This is a genomic window from Actinopolyspora lacussalsi, assembly GCA_030803735.1.
Taxonomy (GTDB): Bacteria; Actinomycetota; Actinomycetes; order Mycobacteriales; family Pseudonocardiaceae; genus Actinopolyspora; species Actinopolyspora lacussalsi.
In genome coordinates this window covers 4,967,658-4,985,591 of the sequence record JAURUC010000001.1, presented here as the reverse complement: position 1 = coordinate 4,985,591, position 17,934 = coordinate 4,967,658, and the positions used below count along the sequence as shown (strand labels likewise).

Sequence of the window (17,934 nt, the reverse complement as noted above, 5' to 3'; positions counted from 1 at the left end):
TCTCGGCTCGCTTCCTCGGTTCCGGACAGGACCCCGGAAGAAGGGTGCGATTACCCTTACGCCTCGCCACGGACACTCACCAGGAAGGACCGCCACTGGGCGGCGGGCACCGCGAGCACACCCGCGTCGGGTGATTTCGAGTCCCGCACAGCGGCGAAACCCTCACCGAAGGCGACCTCGACACAGTTGCCACTGCCGCTGCCAGCACCTCCGGAGCGGCTGCTCTTACGCCAAACAAGACCAGCCGAGTTCCGCGTTCTAAGCACCACCACTCCTCAGCTACCGCTTCCGTAGTGACCACTGTGCACCTTGTCCAAGAAGGATCGCCACTGCACAGCCGGAACCGCGAGCACGCCCGCATCGGGTGATTTGGAGTCCCGCACAGCGGTGAAATCTTTGCCGAAGGCGACCTCGACGCAGTTGCCGCCGCCAGTGCCTCCACCCCCGGAACGGCTGCTCTTTCGCCATGCTGTCAACAAGGAGTTCTCGATGTCGCTCACTGGTGTGTCTCCTTCGAGTGCGGACTACAGCGAAGTATCGCCTGCTCAATCCTCTTACGTGAATCGTCCGCGGAAAGTGCCTGTTCGGTAAGGGTACCGAAGCGCAAGGTGTAAGATCTCACGTCATCACGATCCTCTATGTAGACAGCACGTCCAGGGCCTTCCGAGTAACCGATATCCGGCATCGGTGCTGGTGGCGTGAGCACCGAGAAAGGCCCTTCCAAAGCGGGACTCGCCCCGGAACTCTTCGGTAGTACCTGCAAGGTGACGTTCGTCCGCTCGGCTACCTCGTTGAGATGGACAAGTTGAGCACGCATAACGGCGAGCGGTCCTACGGGCCTGTCGAGCAGAGCTTCGTCGATGATCGTGTGCAACTGCGGCGGATGGGCACGCTCCAACACACGCTGACGTGCTACGCGGGCAGTCACCCGGCGCTCTACTTCATCTTCGATAAGGCCAGGATTGACGCTGCTGATGATGGCTCGTGCGTACTCGGGAGTCTGTAGCAAGCCGGGGACCAGCAGGGTTTCGAACTGTCGTAGGGCGACGAGTTCACCTTCCATGTTGAAGAAGGTCTGAAAGTCCTCCGGAAGGTTCTTACGAATGTCAACAGACCATCCTCGTGTACGCGCCGTAGTAGCGAGCTCAAGCAACCAGTCACGAACCGAACTGTCAGCCACCCCGTAGAGATCCAGCAGCTGTTCCACCTCACGAGCTTTGATCCCTTGCGCACTGTTTTCGATACGGGACAACTTCGGTCGTGACCACTTACCCGGCATCTTCCGCAGTTCGGCGATCACCTGATCGTGGGTGAAGCCTGCCTCTTCACGAGCTCTGCGCAGTGTCTCGGCGAGTTGCCATCGTCGAACCATCGAGCCCGTTGCCTGAGCCTCATGTGTCATCGCAGCCTCACGTTTCAACCGCCTTCGTCCGTTCGAGTGTTCATGTGGACGTTCACTTTTAAAAATGGACGTCCACATGCACGCTAACTGTTGCACGCAGTGTTAGTACAGATACAGAGCGGGAGATTGCGATGCTATCCGGATCCGATGAGAGCACGAGCCACTCCTCGCAGGAGGTCACGGCAGGAACGGGCGAGACCACATCACTGGCGGAATCCATAGACCTCGAATGCTGCCCGAAGGTGTTCGCCCTGCTGGAGAGAACCGACCCCGAGTCCGGCGAGCTGGAGCTGTACGCCTGGGGTGTGAAAGTGGGTGGGAGCGCCAACGTGTTCCGGGCCGACGGCCACGTGCTCGCTCACTGCGGCTCGGCCGAAGGGGCGCGACGCATGTTCGGCATCATCCGTGACGTCGTGCTGGTCTGGCCCGAGGAAACCAACCTGACCGAGTGAAAATCGGCGGGAGCACCTTACGCACCGAGAGTCCGACCCCTACGAAGAAACCGGACCACCCGGCGGCGCTGAAACAGCGGAGATCGCCGGGTTGGTTCACCGGTAACCAGCCCCGCATTCGGCACGCGAAGCAGAACGAGCGGAACCGACGGTAATCTAGGGACATCGAGGCGACATGATCAGCGCATTCATCGAACGTGTTCCCACCCGACTCGTTGCCGATACGTCCGACGAACTCGAACGCGTAATCGAAAAACTGCTCTCGGCTCCCGAGGACTATCCGGTCGGAACCGTGGGGGACCCCCACGTCATCGCGGACCTGTATCCCGGCGATGTGGACGGCGAGGAGGATGAGGACGAGCAGCAGCTTCCGATCGGGTGGCTACACGTCAGCGTCCAGCCGCACGACGGCGTCGGCGCGGTCAACTACATCCGGACCGACGGAACGACGATCGAGTCCTGGGAAGCCTCCGGCTCCGAGCACAGCCCGGGGCTGCTGTACTCGCCCCACAGCGGCAGCCGGTTCAAAACCGACGCCGCTCTCCCGGTGGACACCGTCGCACGAGCAGTCCGCGAATTCGCGGAAAACGGCACGAGGCCAACATGCGTGACCTGGCGGCAGGGAACACTCGTCTGAAACGCGAGCCGAGCAAGACGAGTCGTTCCCGGACCGACTACCGGTCGTCGGTCCCACACCTCAACAGACAGATCGATGTCATCGGGTAGCCGCCGGGCCTACCCGGCAACAAGCCCGATGAGTGCCCTCCCAAAGACCCCTGGCCAAGCCCTTCCGAAGTCTTGCGCTCACCCCAGGAACCGATCCCAGTAACGGATCCGGTCGGCAACGGCGTCCAGTAAGACTGCGTAGCGGACGCCTCGCGGTCACGCCGCGATCCGCGAACCGCCCCTCTTCACGAACAGTCGGCTGCGTCGACCTCCACGACGATGGCGGTGTCGGCCTCGCGGACGTCGTACTCGGGTTTGGTCGGCGTGCCGTGGCAGCTGGCGATCCCGATCGCGGCTTCCTGCACCTTCTCGAAACCGCCCAGGTAGCGCACCTCGGCCACAGTGGGCAGCTCGGGCTCGACCGCCTCGCGCAGCGCACCGGCAGCAGTGGCGTGCGTGAAGGTCACGCCTAGGAAGTTCTGCCCGGACATCTCCACCGGTTTGCCCGAGCCGGGAGCCTTCGGATAGCCGTCGAGGTACTTCACCCGATGACTCGGCAACTCGCTGCTGCCACCGACACCGTCGAAGCGAAAGACGACCCGCGCGGAAGCATCCTCGCCTTCCTTGGCGTCCAAACCGGTCAGCTCTGCGAAATCCCCACCGGCTCCGGAATTCGACCCGTCACTCGAACCGCCGGAGTCCGCGGCCGTGGAACGGCCGTCGGAAAAGCTGTCGACGACATCGGTGGCGGTACTCTCCGCGCTGTCACCGTCCGAGCTCACGCTGCCTGCCTCGGTGGAGCCGCTGGTCTCGGCATCCGTGACTCCTGAGGAGGACGCCGAGTCCGAGGCGCATCCGGCCAGCGGCAGCACCAGTGCTACCGCCGCGCCCGTCAGCAGCATCCGTGCACCACGACGTCGCATCTCCCTCACCCTTCCAAGTGATCTCACCGCGTCGCTCTGACATTCCGTGGGACGCCCGATCGTTCCGACAGGTTGCGAGCGATCCGGCGGGAGCGGAAGAACGACACCCCGGTATCGGGGACTTTCGGTCAGGACTCGCCCCGACCCGAACGCGTCGAATAGGCCGAACGGCGGAGCCGCTCCGACACCCCGCTCGCTAGAGTTCGAGTCCGCTCGACTGATCGTCAGTACCGAGCGGAATCTCGACTTCACTGGGAGAACCGATGAGACGAATCCTGTCGCTCGCGATCATGCTGCCGCTGCTGGTCCTCGCGCCCGCCACCGCTACCGCCGCCGCGCAAAGCTCCGAGGAGTCCCGGCAGAGCGCTGCTCGGACGACAGCCGTCGCGCAGTGCCCGCCCACCTTTTCACGTGGCGACAACGCCGAGATGATCGTCGCGTTGCAGCGCGCTTTGAACGACTACTCCTACGAGGTCAAGGGGCCGGACCTGTTCGTGGACGGTGCCTACGGTCCCAAGACCGAGGCAGCGGTGATCAACTTCCAGAGCTGGTACGGCCTGCAGGTCGACGGGATCACCGGCCCCGAGACCTGGGGACAGCTCGGTTTCTGCACCTGGTGATCAGTGCGCCGGGAGCGTTCCGCACGAACGCTCCCGGTGAACTCCCCCGCAGCGTCCGCCCGGCCTGCCTCGGACACGCCGCGTGAACGACGTGGGAGTTATGCTGTGCCTCCACGACGCCGGTGACGACTCGGAGAGCTGGCTGGGAGGCCCACCCGCATGGGACGGATCACGGTACGCAGGCCGGTGCGGCGCATCGGCCCGAACGGCGAGACCACCCGCCCCGACACGCTGGCCGCCGAGGAGCCGCTGGAGATCCGGCTGGACGGCAAACCACTGACCGTGACCATGCGCACCCCCGGTCACGACGTGGAACTCACCCACGGTTTCCTGCTGACCGAGAGCGTCATCACCGCGCGGCAGGACGTCGCGGCGGCGCGCTACTGCGACAGCCCCGGTCCCGATGGTCGCAACACCTACAACGTGCTCGACGTCCAGCTGGCTCCCCACGTCCCTCGACCGGACAACTCGGTGGAGCGCAACTTCTACACCACCTCGTCCTGCGGAGTCTGCGGCAAGGCCGCACTCGACGCGGTAAGGCTCCGCAGCGCGCACCCGCCGGAATCCGACGACTCACGAGTCAGCACGGAAACGCTGGTCGAGCTGCCGGAGAAACTGCGGGCGGCGCAACGCGTGTTCGACACCACCGGCGGGCTGCACGGCTCGGGACTGTTCGACACGGCGGGCGAACTGTTGGCGGCCCGGGAGGACGTGGGCAGGCACAACGCGGTGGACAAGGTACTCGGCTGGGCGCTGCTGGACGGCCGCACACCACTGCGGGGGCACGTGCTGATGCTGTCGGGCCGCGCCTCGTTCGAACTGGTGCAGAAGGCCGCGATGGCGGGCATCCCGACGATCGCGGCCGTTTCCGCACCCTCCTCGCTGGCAGCCGAACTGGCCGAGGAACAGGGCATCACCCTGATCGGCTTCCTGCGCGGGTCCTCGATGAACGTCTACACCCGACCGGACAGGCTGTCGGGAACCGGATCACCCGAAGAGTGAGCCCGACAGCTCCGAGAGCGGGACCGGTCACACCAGGCGGAACGTACTCGGGGCCGCTCCCCCGGTCTGGGGTGGCGTCTCGAACCTGTCCGCCACCGGCGTCGTACCGTGCGAGACCCAGCGCAGCACCGCCGGCCAGGGGCCGTAGCCCGCGTCGGTGTTGAGGTGTTCGCCGTCCGGGATCACGTCCAGCGCCACCCGCATGGTCTCGGCCAGGTAGTGCCCGTCCTGCACGGACAGGTAGGGATCGCCGGAACCGACCACCAGCCGCGTGGTGCCCGCCGCCCTGCGCAAGGCGTGCGCGTCGACCGGGTAGGGGGCGATGCCGTGGACATCGGGATGACGCCAGTCCGGTCCGGGCGGTGAGACCAGCAGCACCCGGTCGGCGCGGCGAGCGGTGCCGTGGATGCTCGCGGCGTGGTGCAGCCACAGCGCCGCCCCACAGGAATGCGCGGCCACCACCAGCTCGGACTCCGCGGGAACGTCCTCCAGCCGCGAACGGAGCACGGCCAACCATTCCTGCAGCACCGGTTGGTCCTGTTTGGGCAACCGCGGCATCTCGCAGGTCACGCCCAGTTCGTTCAGCCGTCCACTGAGCCACTGCTGCCAGTGCCACGGCCCCGAACCGCCGAACCCGTGCACCAGCAGGACATGCATCTCACTCACCGTGTTCCCCTCCCGACATCGGCAATCACGATGGTCGGCACCATGATTGCCCATCGGGGGACATTACGCGCGCGGTACACGCGGAGGGGAACACCATCCGGCTAACCGGGAACTTTCTTCAGCTCGGTTGCCGTAGCTGCGCGGGTGGCGGAACCTCCGGCACGGCTCTCGCTCCGGAGAATCCGCGGCGGTGCCGATTACGTAAGTGGTAGGGGTTCGGCCTGCGGGAGTGGTGGGGGTTCGGGATCGGAGCGCCGAAGGGGCGTCGATTTCTCGCGAAATTGACACAGCGCCCGGGGCGAGAACTCAGGCGGACTTCTCGCGGCGCTCGTGGCGGTTGCTCTCGCGGGCGACGATCGTGGGATTGACGTTCTCGTCGACCGTCTTCTCGGTGATGACGACCTTGGCCACGTCGGACCGGCTGGGAATGTCGTACATCACCGGCAGCAGCACCTCTTCCAGGATCGCCCGCAGTCCACGGGCGCCGGTGCCGCGCACGATCGCCAGGTCCGCGATGGACTCCAACGCGGCCTGGGTGAACTCCAGCTCCACACCGTCCAGGTCGAACAGCCGGGTGTACTGCTTGATCAGCGCGTTGCGCGGTTCGGTCAGGATCTTGACCAGTGCGTCCTTGTCCAGGTTCGAAACGCTGGCGACGGTGGGGAGCCTGCCGATGAACTCCGGAATGAGACCGTACTTGATCAGGTCCTCCGGCAGCACCTCGCCGAAGTGGTTCGCCGATTCGATCTCGGCCTTGGAACGCAGGTCCGCGCCGAAGCCCACGCTGTGCTTGCCGACCCGGTCCTCGACGATGTCCTCCAGACCACCGAACGCACCGGCGACGATGAACAGCACGTTCGTGGTGTCGATCTGGATGAACTCCTGGTGCGGGTGCTTGCGGCCACCCTGCGGCGGCACGCTGGCCGTGGTCCCCTCCAGGATCTTGAGCAGCGCCTGCTGCACGCCCTCGCCGGAGACGTCCCTGGTGATCGAGGGGTTCTCGCTCTTGCGGGCGATCTTGTCGACCTCGTCGATGTAGACGATGCCCTTCTCGGCCTGCTTGACGTCGTAGTCGGCGGCCTGGATCAGCTTGAGCAGGATGTTCTCGACGTCCTCACCCACGTAGCCCGCCTCGGTCAGGGCGGTGGCGTCGGCGATGGCGAAGGGCACGTTGAGCATCTTGGCCAGCGTCTGCGCCAGGTAGGTCTTGCCGCAGCCGGTGGGGCCGAGCATGAGGATGTTGGACTTGGCGAGTTCGACTTTCTCGTCCTTGCCCTCCCGGGATCCCTGCTGCTCACCGGCCTGGATGCGCTTGTAGTGGTTGTAGACGGCCACCGAGAGGTTGCGCTTGGCGCTGGACTGGCCGATGACGTACTGGTCGAGGAAGTCGTGGATCTCACCCGGTTTGGGGAGCTCGTCGAGCTTGACCTCGCCCGATTCGGCGAGTTCCTCCTCGATGATCTCGTTGCAGAGGTCGATGCACTCGTCACAGATGTACACGCCGGGGCCGGCGATGAGTTTTTTCACCTGCTTCTGGCTCTTCCCGCAGAAGGAGCACTTCAGCAGGTCGCCGCCGTCACCGATACGTGCCATGCCGCTGACCTCGTCCCCTCCGGCACGCAGCCGCGTGCGCGCCTAACCTGTTTTCACCGTCGGTTCCGCATTCGACGGTACCCGCCATTTCGACCCAGCGGGGTGGATCACGGTCCCGAATTCGTTCGTCCGTCCGAGATCGTTCCCCGTCCGGGAGGGGGCGCGGGGCACCGCCTGATCAACACCTTGCCTCGCCGGACCGAGCACGTCGAAAACATCGACACGCTCGGCGTGTCGGCGATTCCACGCCTGGTTGACCACTCGGTCCGCCGACCGGCGCGACTCGACCTCCGCGGAGCACATCGGGCCGGGCCGGAACCGCATCCGCCGTCCCGTGGCCCACACCGGCCCACTCGAGCGCCGAGAACGCCCCGGTCGACACGGACCGACACACCAACCCGAGAAACGGGCCGGTCTCGCTCTCAGGACTTCTTCGCCGAGAGCTTGCGGTACGGCATGACCTCGTCGATCAGGCCGTACTCCTTGGCCTGGTCGGCGGTCAGGATCAGATCCCGCTCGACGTCCTTGTGGATCTGCTCCTGCGAGCGCCCGGTGTGCACCGACAGCGTGGACTCCATCTGGTTCCGCATGCGCTGCACCTCGTTGGACTGGATCTCCAGGTCGGAGACCTGCCCGTAGATCCCCTCGGTGGCGGGCTGGTGGATCAGCGCACGCGCGTTCGGCAGTGCCATCCGCTTGCCGGGAGTACCGGCGGCGAGCAGCACGGCCGCGGCCGAGGCGGCCTGGCCGAGGCAGGCCGTGCGGATGTCGGGCCGCACGTACTGCATCGTGTCGTAGATCGCCATCAGCGCGGTGAACGACCCGCCCGGCGAGTTGATGTAGAGCTGGATCTCGCGGTCGGGATCATCGGACTCCAGGTACAGCAGCTGGGCCATGATGTCGTTGGCCGAGACGTCGTCGACCTGGACCCCGAGGAAAACGATCCGTTCCTCGAACAGCTTCTGGTAGGGGTTCGACTCCTTGACCCCGTAGGCCGTGCGCTCGACGAACGACGGCACCATGTACCGGGATTGGGGGAGCTGGAATGAGCTCACTGGGGTGACTCCTCGTGACTGTGATGCCGGCAGGGCTCGGTGGTTCGTAGGATCAGCTGCTCGGCAGGTTGGCACGGTTGGCGATGTGGTCCACGAAGCCGTACTCGAGCGCCTCGTCGGCGGTGAACCAGCGGTCACGGTCGGAATCCTCGGTGATCTTCTCGACCGTCTGGCCGGTCTGCTCGGCGATGAGCTGGGCCATCTCCCGCTTCTGCCTGGAGAACACATCGGCCTGGATCGCGATGTCCGAGGCCGTACCGCCCAGACCGGCCGAGGGCTGGTGCATCAGCACCCGCGCGTGCGGCAGGGCGAATCGCTTGCCCTTGGCGCCCGCGGAGAGCAGGAACTGCCCCATCGAAGCGGCGAAGCCCATCGCCACTGTCGCCACGTCCGGCTTGATGAGCTGCATCGTGTCGTAGATGGCCATTCCGGAGGGAACCGAGCCACCGGGCGAGTTGATGTAGAGGGCGATGTCGCGTTCCGGGTCCTCGGCCGCCAACAGCAGCATCTGCGAGCAGATCTGGTTGGCGATGGTGTCCTCCACCTGGGACCCGAGGACGATGATGCGTTCCCGCAGCAGCCGCTCGTAGACCGAGTCGTTGAGTGAAAGCCCGTTGCTACCGGTCCGCATCTGCGGTGACTGCGCGTCGAACGCCGGAACAGTCTGTTGCTGGGTCACGTCTCCCTGCCTTCTTCCACAATGGACCCGGTAAGCGCTTCGTCGAACCGGGCCCGCCTGAAGTATTGCCCGTTACCGGGGTGCCGGAGTCCGGGTGATCCGTTACAACCGACCCTAACGAACGTGGGCGGCACCAGCTTCCCGGTGCCGCCCACGTTCGCTGAGAGCTTGTTAACCGAGTCGGGATCGTCGTCGGATCCGACCGGCGCTCCACCACCTGTCGCTCACTGCGCGGTGGTGCGCTCCTCCTCGTCGGCTACCGCACCCTCGACCTGCTCCGGCTGCTCCTGGTCCTCGTCCTGGGTCCCCAGCAGCTCGTCCATGTCCAGCTGCTCGCCCGCCGAGTCGGTGACCGTCGCCTGCCGGACAACGGAGAACAGGGCCTTGCTGCGCCGGATGTCGGAGTAGATGCGGCCCAGCTGCCCGGACTGCTGGATCTGCTGGACGTACTGGTCCGGGCTGATGCCGGACTGCTGCGCCTGGTAGATGATGCGCTCGGTGAGCTCGTTGTCCGAGACCGAGAGCTCTTCGCTGTCGGCGATGGTGTCCAGCACCAGCTGGGTCTTGACCGCCTCCTCGGCTTCCTCGCGCGTCTCGGCGTCGAAGTCCTCGCGGGTCTTGCCCTGCTCCCGCAGCGACTCGGCGAAGCGCTCCTCGTCGTGGTCGTAGGGGTGGACCGCGTCGTGCTCGCGGATCTCGACCTCGGACTGCACGACGCTCTCCGGCAGCGGAACCTCGACCTTCTCCAGCAGGGACTCCAGGACCTTGTCCCGGGCCTGCATGCCCTGCTGCATCCGCTTGACCCGGCCGAGCCGCTCACGCAGATCGGCGATCAGCTCGTCGATGGTGTCGAACTCGCTGGCCATCTGGGCGAACTCGTCGTCGGCCTCGGGGAGCTGGCGCTCCTTGACCGAGTTCAGCGTGACCTCGACCTCGGCCTCGCGGTTGGCGTACTCCCCCGCCATCAGCGTGGTGGTGAAGTGCTTGGTCTCGCCCTCACTCGCGCCGATCAACGCCTCGTCGATGCCCTCGACGAGCTCATCCGAACCGATCTCGTAGGACAGGCCACTGGTCTGGGCGTCCTCGACCTGCTCACCGTCGACGGTGGCCGAGAGGTCGATGCTGACGTAGTCGCCGTTGGCGGCGGGACGATCAACCCCGGTCAACGTCCCGAAACGGGCACGCAGCTCGTCCAGCTGTTCCTGGACGTCCTGCTCGGTGACCTCCTGGTCGTCCACGCTGACCTGGATGTCGTCGTAGGCGGGAACGGTCAGTTCCGGCCGTACGTCGACCTCGGCGGAGAACTCGATCTGCTCGCCGTCGGCGATGTTGGTGACCTCGATCTCCGGGCGACCCAGTGTCTGGACCTCGCTGCTGGTGACGGCCTCCGTGTACTTGGAGGGAACGGCCTCGTTGACGACCTCGTCGAGCACGGGTCCACGGCCGATCCGGCTCTCCAGCACCTTGGCCGGAACCTTGCCGGGACGGAAGCCGGGGATCCGGACCTGCTTGGCCAGTTCCTTGTACGCGCGGTCGAAGTTCGGCTTGAGCTCGTCGAACGGCACCTCGACGTTGAGCCGTACGCGCGTCGGGCTCAGGTGCTCGACGGTGCTCTTCACGTGGTCTCCTCGTGCGAACGTGCTTGAAAGACTCCCGGCCTCCCTGGGCTTCCCACGGCTGTCACCACGGGAAACACTTTCCGTGCCGGGCTGACCTCCGATTCTATGGCCTGAGCTCACGGGGGGCCGTTCCGGGTACCGACCCGCCCGAGCGGGCGAATTACGACACCCTCGTGCTTGAGTGGAAACGTGCAGGATCCACGGGAACAAGCCGGTGCGGCGCCGCGGACGTGCGCGGCGTGGTCCGAGACCCTCTCGGAGCCCCTGGCCGGCACCGCGGCGGTGGCGGCCAGCTGGTTGTGCCTGGAACAGCCGGGCCCCTGGGGCGGGGACGCGCTGGTGCGGAGCCATCTGGATCCCGATATCGGAGCCCGACTGGCCGAGCGTGCCGCCGACACCGGGGTACGGGTCCAGCTCATCCGCAAACCGGGCAGGTACCCGGACACCGGGGTGGACGCACCACGCACCGTTTACTTCGCCCACACCCGCCCCGGGGCGAGTTGGCTGCGCCGTACGGAACTGACCGACCCGGCGGAACTTCTCGACCTCGACTTCCGGGCCTTCGCCCGCGGCGAACACGGCGGCTGGGGAGTCCCGACCACCGAGCCGGTGCTGCTGGTGTGCACCAACGGACGCCGTGATCAGTGCTGCGCGCTGCGCGGAATCTCCCTGCTGCGCGAGATGGGACCGCGACACGAGGGAAAGCTGTGGGAAACCACACACACCGGCGGTCACCGGTTCGCGCCCACAGGGGTGGTGCTGCCCTCGGGCTACAACTACGGGCGCCTCACGCCGCACGGCGTGGACGCGGTGCTCTCAGCCGCCACGACCGGAAAGATGACAACGACACACTGCAGAGGGCGCTCCGCGTTCTCACAGCGCGCCCAGGTGGCCGAACTGGCGCTGCGCGAGAATCTGGGTGAACACGCCGGGGAAGCGCTGACCGTGGCTTCGGAAGCCGACGAGGAAGTGGTGCTGCGGCACCGTGACGGGCGCCGCTGGAGCATCCGACTGCGCGAGATCACGCTGTCACCACCGCGCCCGAACAGCTGCGGCAAGTCTCCGGCGCAGGCAGGTACCTGGACCACCGAGCGGATCCGCCGGCTGCCGGATCCCGAGTGAACCGGGCTCGGAAACGACGGATTCCCGCCGCTCGGGACGAACCTCGGAGTTCGAGACGAACAGGGCCGGACATCCACCCGGATATCCGGCCCGAACGTCGGGGTGGCGGGATTTGAACCCACGGCCCCTCGCACCCAAAGCGAGTGCGCTACCAAGCTGCGCCACACCCCGAGGACCCCACCGGAACGACTCCACCAGGAGAATTCCCACGAAAGGGGTCCTTCGCGTGTACTCTATCGCTGTTGGCTAGAATACGGCACACGTGGTCGTCGAGATCGACGGGACCCCCGGGGATCACCCACGGGGATCGACTGTTGTAGTATCGGTGGCGCACTGCGGGTGTAGCTCAATGGTTAGAGCCCCAGCCTTCCAAGCTGGTTATGCGGGTTCGATTCCCGTCACCCGCTCGGTCTGTCGAATCGGTGGTCATCCGCACAGCGGGTGACCACCGATTTTCATGGCAGGCGCGGGTTTTCACGGCAGGCTCGGGCATCCTCGGATCCGGTCGCGTCCCGGCACGACCGTCGAATCATCGTGCGGCTCCGTCATCCGAGGAGCACCGCGCCGGACACGACGCCGACCCAACGGCGGCCCCCGAGGAATCGGGTTGGCCCGCGGCGCGCGGTGCGCGCATCCTGAACGTTCGCCCACGCACCCCGGTCGACGCGTCCCAGCGTTCCGCGCCGGGATGCCGCGCGTTCCACTCGACACTTACGGAGGCGATGCGCCGTTGCGACGGCTCGAGTACAAGTGGCTCGTCGGGATAACTTTCGTACTGGCACTGGTCATGCAGATCCTGGACATGACCATCCTCAACGTCGCGCTGGCGACACTGGGAAAACGGTTCGACGTCGACGCCGGAACCCTGCAGTGGGTACTGACGGCCTACATGATCAGCCTGGCGGTGTTCATCCCCTCCTCGGGCTGGATCTCCGACCGATTCGGCAGTAAGCGAACCTTCCAGTTCGCCGTGATCATGTTCACCGGGGCTTCCGTCATCTGCGGCGCTGCCCCCGGGATCAAAACGCTGATCGCCGCGAGATTCCTGCAGGGAATCGGGGGCGGCATGCTGGTCCCGGTCGGACAGGCGATGCTCTTCCGGGCGTTCCCGGCCGACGAGCGCGCCAAGGCCTCCGCGATTCTGGCCATCCCGATCACCGCCGCACCGGCGCTGGGGCCGCTGCTCGGTGGGACGTTGATCGAGGTGGCCAGCTGGCGGTGGATCTTCTTCATCAACGTTCCGGTGGGCGCGCTGGCGCTGTTGTGCTCGATCCTGTTCCTGGTGGAGGAGCGGGGACAGCGCCCGGGACGTTTCGACCTGCCCGGCTTCCTGCTCGCGGGCAGCGGGCTGGCCGTGCTGCTGTTCGGGCTGGACCGGGCCGCGCAGGACGGTTGGACCGACTCCGCGGTGTGGGCCTGCCTGCTGCTGGCCGTGGTACTGATCTGCGGGCTCGTGTGGCGGGAGCTCCGGGCGGCCGAACCGATGCTGGATCTGCGGCTGCTCGGCAACCGGATCTTCGGAGCCGGTAACGTACTGCTGCTGTGTCAGACGGGTGCGATGTTCGGGGTGCTGTTCCTCATCCCGCTGTACTTGCAGAACCTGCGTGGTGCCTCCGCGTTACAGGCCGGCGCGATCCTGATGCCCCAGGCACTGTCCATGCTGCTGGTCACCCAGGTGATCAGCAGGATCTACGGTCGAGTGGGGCCACGACGTCTGGTGGCGGGTGGATTCGCGATGCTGCTGGTCAGCACCGCCACCCTGCAGTGGCTGAGCCTTTCCGTCTCGCTGTGGGCCGTGGTCGGTTCGCTGTTGCTGCTCGGCGCGTCGATGGGGCTGTTGATGACTCCGCTGCAGACAGCCGCGTTCGCACAGATGAGCTCGGCGGCCATGGGGCAGGCGACCTCGTTGTTCAACGTGAGTCGCCAAGTGGCCACGGCACTGGCCACGGCCGTGGTAGCCAGTGCGCTGGTGATGTTCACCGAGGCGGCCAGGAGCGGGTTGAGTTCACCCGATCCGGGGGAACTGGCGCGGGCGCAGCTGAGCGGTTTCCACGGTGCCTTCCTGGTACCGGTTGCCTTCGGTGTGCTCGGACTGCTGCTGACCTTGCTGGTACGCGACTCGGACGCGATGGCCACACTCGATCAGCAGGGGAAGGCGCGGCGGGAGAGATCCTCGGTGAACTGACACGGCTCCGAACCACCCCGCGCCCGGGAGGCAGACTTGCCTCGTAGACAACCGAACGCCGTCAGAGCAGTCCCGCACCGTCGCGGACGGTGCATCGTCTGGGAGTGACCCACATGCCGCACGCAGATCAGGTCCGCAAACACGCACGCTGGCGCCAGGGGTGGTCCTCCGGCCGTAGCAGCCTGGCCTGGCTGCTACCGCTCGGTGACCAGCCGGAGCTGCGGAGACTGGCCAATCAGTACCAGTACTCGCTGCGCGATCTGCCCGGTTTCGACCCCGTGCCACTGGAGTGGATGCACATCCTGCTGCAGGAGAACGGATTTCACGACGAAGCCCCGCAGGGACGTGCGGCGGCACTGCTGGAGGCGGCACGCGAGCGGCTGTCCTCCTTCGCCGCGCTCTCGTTGTCGTTCCACGGCGGGCTGGTGCTTCCGGAGGCGCTGGCGCTGCCCGCCGAGCCGCAGGCCACGCTGACGGACCTGCGGACACGGCTGCGTGAGGCCACCGCGACGGTGGTGGGAGCGGATCTCGCCGGGGAGCCCGAGGAGATCGACCAGCACGTGAGCCTCGCCTTTTCCACGGCAGACGGACCAGCGGTCTTCGCGAAGGCGACGCTCGACGCGACCAGCGCCGAACCGGCCACGGTGCGGGTGCCCAGCATCTCGCTGGTACGGCTGAACCGGGATCACGCCTGCAACGAGTGGGAGGTCCTCGGCGAGGTCCAACTGTCCGGTTGACGGATCCGGCCGTACGGCTCTTCGGCCGTACGGCCGTACCAGTGGTTCGCGACGAGCGCCCCGGCTTCGGCGCCATCGGGGTTCCGGATCGGGTGGGTCGGTCGTCCTGCCAGTCGTCAGTCACCCTGGCAGCCGGGGCACCAGTAGAGCTTGCGCCCGAGCAGCTCCGTCATGGCGATCGGGGTGGTGCACACCAGGCAGGGAGCGCCGGCGCGCCGGTAGACGTAGACCTCACCACCGTGACGATCGTTCCTGGGCTGTCTACCGGTCATCTCGGGCGAGTGCTGTTCCCGAACGGTGTCGATGCGCCCGGTACGGACTCCGTCGGACATCAATTCGACCAGGTCGTCCCAGAGTGCGTCCCAGCACCGCCGGGACAGCGCGTTGCCCGGCGACCGGGGTGGGATCCCCTGCCGGAACAACACCTCGGCCCGGTAGGCGTTGCCCACCCCGGCCAGCACGGACTGGTCCAGCAGCAGCGCCGCGATACCGGAGCGCGAGCGCGTCACGCGCTGCCAGGCGGTCTCGGGATCGGCGTCCGAACGCAACGGATCCGGCCCCAGCCGGGCGAGCAGCTCCGTCAATTCCTCCGCGGTGAGCAGTTCGCAGGCGGTGGGACCACGCAGATCGGTTCCGTGCGTAGGACCGACCAGGCGCATGCGGACCTTGCCGCGCGGCTGTTCGAGCGGCACGGGTGCCTCGGTGAACTTGCCGTAAAGCCCCAGGTGAACATGCACCACCCGATCCGGAGCGTAGTGGTGCCAGAGGTGTTTGCCGTGGGCCCCCGCGTCACGGAAGGTGACGCCGTCGAGCACCTCGGCGGCAGTGAAACGCCCCTGCGGACTGGTCACCCGGACCGGGTTTCCCGCGAACCGACGCCGATGCAGCTCGGCGAGCCGATGCACGATGTGTCCTTCCGGCACGACACCTCCATCCACGACCACCCTGCCCGCATCCACGACCACCCTGCCGGCGCCGACCGCCGCGGGGCCGCGGAACAGGGCTGCCCGTCTGACCGGCGGTGGCGGCGGGGATCACTGCTCGGGAAGGGCTGGGGGCTCGCCGGTACGTTCGTAGTCGGCCAGCATGTCGATCCGGCGCTGGTGCCTGCCGCCCTCGAACTCGGTGGTCAGGAAGGTGTCGACGATCCCCTCGACCTCGTCGAGGCTGTGCATCCTGGCACCGATGCCCGCGAGCAGAGCGTTGTTGTGCTGCCGGGAGAGCTTCGCCGTGTCCTGGTTCCAGACCAGCGCGGCCCGCGCTCCGGGAACCTTGTTGGCCGCGATCTGCTCCCCGTTGCCGGAGCCCCCGATGACCAGACCGAGGCTGCCGGCGTCGGCGACCACGCGGCGCGCGGCCTCGACGCAGAACGGTGGGTAGTCGTCCTCGGCGTCGTAGACGGCGGGACCCACGTCGACCACCTCGTAACCGAGACGGTCGAGTCGTTCGACCAGGTGTGACTTCAATTCGAGACCGGCGTGATCGGAACCAAGATAGACGCGCACACGTGTAGTCTGCCAAACCGCTCCACGCGCATTACTCACCCGGTCAAGGGACAGAAATGCCATACGAACAAGCGACATCACCGACCGCACAGTCCGATCACACGGTGAGGTTCGAATGGGGGACGGCGGGCCTTCGCTCCCTCGGGGAGCAGTGTGCCGTGCTGGTGGTGGTGGACGTGCTCTCCTTCGCCACGACAGTGGACGTGACCACGGCCGCGGGCGCCCACGTGCTTCCGCTCCCCTACCGGGACGACCGAGCCGGTGACGCCGCGTCGGCGGCCGGAGCGGTGCTCGCCGGTGACCGGGGCGGCGGCGGGTACTCGTTGAGCCCGACCTCGCTGGTGAGCGCGCCCGCGGGCACACTCGTCGGACTGCCCTCACCCAACGGGGCCACGCTGTGTTCGGAGGCGGCCGGATTGGGCGCGGTGGTGTTCACCGGCTGCCTGCGCAACGCCGCCGCGGTCGCGGCGGCAGCGGGCTCGGCTGCCCACAACGGTCCCGTCGGCGTGATCGCCGCCGGTGAACGCCACACCGACGGTTCACCGCGTTTCGCTGCGGAGGACCTGCTCGGGGCCGGGGCGATAATCTCGGCACTGCCCGTGCCCGCGTCCGCTCGTTCGGCCGAGGCGAACCTGGCCGCGCGAGCCTACGAGGCCTCCGACGACCCCGCGCGAAATGTACGGGAGTGCGTCTCCGGCCGTGAACTGGCCGAATGGGGCTACCGAGCGGACGTCGAGCTGGCGCTCGCGCGGAACGCCAGCTCGACAGCGCCCCGGCTGCACGCGGGAGTGTTCAGCCACCACTGACCGCTCCGACGACACCGGAGCGGGTGCCCACCAGAAGTCGTGACCGGCGGCGATGACCGGGAGCACGCACAGCGGCGGGAGCGTCCGGACGATCCCGTCCCGGAGACCGCGAGCAGTCGGACCGCGATCAGTCGAACCGGGGATTTTCCGTCCGGGTGCGCTTGAGCTCGAAGAAGTACGGGTACCCCGCCAACGTGCGCGCGGCGTCGAACAACTCGCCCGCCTGCTCGCCGCGCGGAATGCGGGTCGTGATCGGGCCGAAGAACGCCACGCCGTCCACGTGGATCGTCGGTGTGCCCACCTCGTCGCCCACCGGATCCATCCCCGCGTGGTGGCTGGCACGCAGCTGCTCGTCGTACTCGTCGGTGGTCGCCGCCTTGGCGAGCGTGTCGGGCAGCCCGACCTCCGCCAGGGACTCGGCGATCACCCGGTCGAAGTCCTTGTCACCGTTGTCGTGGAACCGCGTTCCCATCGCGGTGTAGAGCGGGGACAACACCTCGTTGCCGTGGTGCTCGGCGGCGGCGATGGCGACTCGGACGGGCTTCCAGGCCCGCTGCATCATCTCGTCGTACTGGTCCCCCAGTTCACGCTCCGCGTTGAGCACGGAAAGGCTCATGACGCGGAACCGCAGATCGATGTCACGAACCTTCTCGACCTCGAGGATCCACCGGGACGAGACCCAGGCGAACGGACAGATCGGGTCGAAGTAGAAGTGGACTTGCGGCTTCTGCGGGCTGTCGGTGCTCATCAACACGCCTTCCACGATCACGTGTGGTCACGATTCCGGTTGGTCAACCACCCGAGGGGCCATCGTGTTCCCGGCTGCCGTGGATTCGCGGATGCGGGAGCGCACACCGGACACGATTTCCGCTCGTACCTCCCTGATCGAAGTTCTCGGTCGG

Annotated in this window: 20 protein-coding genes and 2 tRNA genes; 9 read left to right on the top strand and 13 right to left on the bottom strand. The window is 66.7% G+C overall.

Going from position 1 to position 17,934, the window contains the following annotated elements:
• Nucleotides 1-56: 56 nt before the first annotated feature.
• The 3 genes from J2S53_RS22310 to J2S53_RS22300 are packed head-to-tail and all read right to left on the bottom strand — an operon-like array spanning nucleotide 57 to nucleotide 1,402.
• Nucleotides 57-266, bottom strand: coding sequence for a DUF397 domain-containing protein (locus tag J2S53_RS22310; RefSeq protein ID WP_456242631.1), 210 nt, complete (start codon nucleotides 264-266; stop codon nucleotides 57-59).
• 9 nt (nucleotides 267-275) lie between these two features.
• Entirely contained in the window at nucleotides 276-500 is a 225-nt protein-coding gene (locus J2S53_RS22305) for a DUF397 domain-containing protein (RefSeq protein WP_092975602.1), read from the bottom strand.
• Entirely contained in the window at nucleotides 497-1,402 is a 906-nt protein-coding gene (locus J2S53_RS22300; RefSeq protein ID WP_456242630.1) for a helix-turn-helix domain-containing protein, read from the bottom strand. The genes J2S53_RS22305 and J2S53_RS22300 overlap by 4 nt, the downstream gene beginning before the upstream one ends.
• A gap of 131 nt (nucleotides 1,403-1,533) precedes the next feature.
• Between J2S53_RS22300 and J2S53_RS22295 the strand changes: the two genes are divergently transcribed.
• Together J2S53_RS22295 and J2S53_RS22290 are read left to right on the top strand one after the other, a co-directional pair.
• A complete protein-coding gene (locus tag J2S53_RS22295; protein WP_456242629.1) occupies nucleotides 1,534-1,854 on the top strand; it encodes a hypothetical protein in 321 nt (106 codons plus the stop codon).
• A 175-nt stretch (nucleotides 1,855-2,029) separates the two neighbouring features.
• On the top strand, nucleotides 2,030-2,491 hold the full coding sequence (locus tag J2S53_RS22290; RefSeq protein WP_456242628.1) for an Imm1 family immunity protein: 462 nt from the start codon (nucleotides 2,030-2,032) through the stop codon (nucleotides 2,489-2,491).
• 274 nt (nucleotides 2,492-2,765) lie between these two features.
• On the opposite strand, the gene J2S53_RS22285 is transcribed toward J2S53_RS22290, so the two are convergent.
• Nucleotides 2,766-3,443 carry an AMIN-like domain-containing (lipo)protein gene (locus J2S53_RS22285; RefSeq protein WP_456242627.1) on the bottom strand — a complete coding sequence of 226 codons (678 nt, stop codon included), beginning with the start codon at nucleotides 3,441-3,443 and terminating at the stop codon, nucleotides 2,766-2,768.
• A gap of 263 nt (nucleotides 3,444-3,706) precedes the next feature.
• Between J2S53_RS22285 and J2S53_RS22280 the strand changes: the two genes are divergently transcribed.
• Nucleotides 3,707-4,063: a peptidoglycan-binding domain-containing protein gene (locus J2S53_RS22280; RefSeq protein WP_130466660.1), complete on the top strand. Its 357-nt coding sequence runs from the start codon at nucleotides 3,707-3,709 to the stop codon at nucleotides 4,061-4,063.
• Between the two features lie 159 nt (nucleotides 4,064-4,222).
• Nucleotides 4,223-5,065: a formate dehydrogenase accessory sulfurtransferase FdhD gene (gene fdhD, locus J2S53_RS22275; RefSeq protein WP_456242626.1), complete on the top strand. Its 843-nt coding sequence runs from the start codon at nucleotides 4,223-4,225 to the stop codon at nucleotides 5,063-5,065.
• Between the two features lie 27 nt (nucleotides 5,066-5,092).
• On the opposite strand, the gene J2S53_RS22270 is transcribed toward fdhD, so the two are convergent.
• From J2S53_RS22270 to tig, 5 genes are all read right to left on the bottom strand, one after another.
• A complete protein-coding gene (locus J2S53_RS22270; protein ID WP_456242858.1) occupies nucleotides 5,093-5,722 on the bottom strand; it encodes an RBBP9/YdeN family alpha/beta hydrolase in 630 nt (209 codons plus the stop codon).
• A 315-nt stretch (nucleotides 5,723-6,037) separates the two neighbouring features.
• Nucleotides 6,038-7,324 (bottom strand): ATP-dependent Clp protease ATP-binding subunit ClpX, encoded by a 1,287-nt coding sequence (clpX, locus tag J2S53_RS22265; RefSeq protein WP_456242625.1) that lies wholly within the window; start codon nucleotides 7,322-7,324, stop codon nucleotides 6,038-6,040.
• Between the two features lie 422 nt (nucleotides 7,325-7,746).
• The gene (locus J2S53_RS22260) at nucleotides 7,747-8,379 is read right to left on the bottom strand and encodes an ATP-dependent Clp protease proteolytic subunit (protein WP_092630842.1); all 633 of its coding nucleotides are present in this window, start codon (nucleotides 8,377-8,379) and stop codon (nucleotides 7,747-7,749) included.
• A gap of 52 nt (nucleotides 8,380-8,431) precedes the next feature.
• Nucleotides 8,432-9,058, bottom strand: coding sequence for an ATP-dependent Clp protease proteolytic subunit (locus J2S53_RS22255; protein WP_092630845.1), 627 nt, complete (start codon nucleotides 9,056-9,058; stop codon nucleotides 8,432-8,434).
• Nucleotides 9,059-9,282: 224 nt separating this feature from the next.
• Nucleotides 9,283-10,677, bottom strand: a complete 1,395-nt coding sequence (gene tig / locus J2S53_RS22250) for a trigger factor (protein ID WP_456242624.1) — start codon at nucleotides 10,675-10,677, stop codon at nucleotides 9,283-9,285.
• Nucleotides 10,678-10,866: 189 nt separating this feature from the next.
• On the opposite strand from tig, the gene J2S53_RS22245 reads away from it, so the two are divergent.
• Nucleotides 10,867-11,799: a sucrase ferredoxin gene (locus J2S53_RS22245; RefSeq protein WP_456242623.1), complete on the top strand. Its 933-nt coding sequence runs from the start codon at nucleotides 10,867-10,869 to the stop codon at nucleotides 11,797-11,799.
• Nucleotides 11,800-11,896: 97 nt separating this feature from the next.
• Here the strand turns inward: J2S53_RS22245 and J2S53_RS22240 are convergent.
• Nucleotides 11,897-11,970 (bottom strand) — tRNA-Pro (locus tag J2S53_RS22240).
• 164 nt (nucleotides 11,971-12,134) lie between these two features.
• On the opposite strand from J2S53_RS22240, the gene J2S53_RS22235 reads away from it, so the two are divergent.
• From J2S53_RS22235 to J2S53_RS22225, 3 genes are all read left to right on the top strand, one after another.
• A tRNA-Gly gene (locus J2S53_RS22235) sits at nucleotides 12,135-12,206 on the top strand.
• A 323-nt stretch (nucleotides 12,207-12,529) separates the two neighbouring features.
• A complete protein-coding gene (locus J2S53_RS22230) occupies nucleotides 12,530-13,984 on the top strand; it encodes a DHA2 family efflux MFS transporter permease subunit (RefSeq protein WP_456242622.1) in 1,455 nt (484 codons plus the stop codon).
• 113 nt (nucleotides 13,985-14,097) lie between these two features.
• Complete coding sequence (locus tag J2S53_RS22225) at nucleotides 14,098-14,721, top strand: 2'-5' RNA ligase family protein (protein WP_456242621.1); 624 nt, start codon at nucleotides 14,098-14,100, stop codon at nucleotides 14,719-14,721.
• 116 nt (nucleotides 14,722-14,837) lie between these two features.
• Here J2S53_RS22225 and J2S53_RS22220 read toward each other — a convergent pair whose 3' ends face one another.
• Together J2S53_RS22220 and J2S53_RS22215 are read right to left on the bottom strand one after the other, a co-directional pair.
• Nucleotides 14,838-15,644: an Fpg/Nei family DNA glycosylase gene (locus J2S53_RS22220; RefSeq protein ID WP_456242620.1), complete on the bottom strand. Its 807-nt coding sequence runs from the start codon at nucleotides 15,642-15,644 to the stop codon at nucleotides 14,838-14,840.
• Nucleotides 15,645-15,755: 111 nt separating this feature from the next.
• Nucleotides 15,756-16,226 (bottom strand): ribose-5-phosphate isomerase, encoded by a 471-nt coding sequence (locus J2S53_RS22215; protein ID WP_092975641.1) that lies wholly within the window; start codon nucleotides 16,224-16,226, stop codon nucleotides 15,756-15,758.
• A gap of 104 nt (nucleotides 16,227-16,330) precedes the next feature.
• On the opposite strand from J2S53_RS22215, the gene J2S53_RS22210 reads away from it, so the two are divergent.
• Nucleotides 16,331-17,032: a 2-phosphosulfolactate phosphatase gene (locus J2S53_RS22210; RefSeq protein WP_456242619.1), complete on the top strand. Its 702-nt coding sequence runs from the start codon at nucleotides 16,331-16,333 to the stop codon at nucleotides 17,030-17,032.
• Between the two features lie 127 nt (nucleotides 17,033-17,159).
• Here the strand turns inward: J2S53_RS22210 and J2S53_RS22205 are convergent, their stop codons facing one another.
• The gene (locus J2S53_RS22205; RefSeq protein WP_456242618.1) at nucleotides 17,160-17,780 is read right to left on the bottom strand and encodes a mycothiol-dependent nitroreductase Rv2466c family protein; all 621 of its coding nucleotides are present in this window, start codon (nucleotides 17,778-17,780) and stop codon (nucleotides 17,160-17,162) included.
• Between the last annotated feature and the right edge of the window lie 154 nt (nucleotides 17,781-17,934).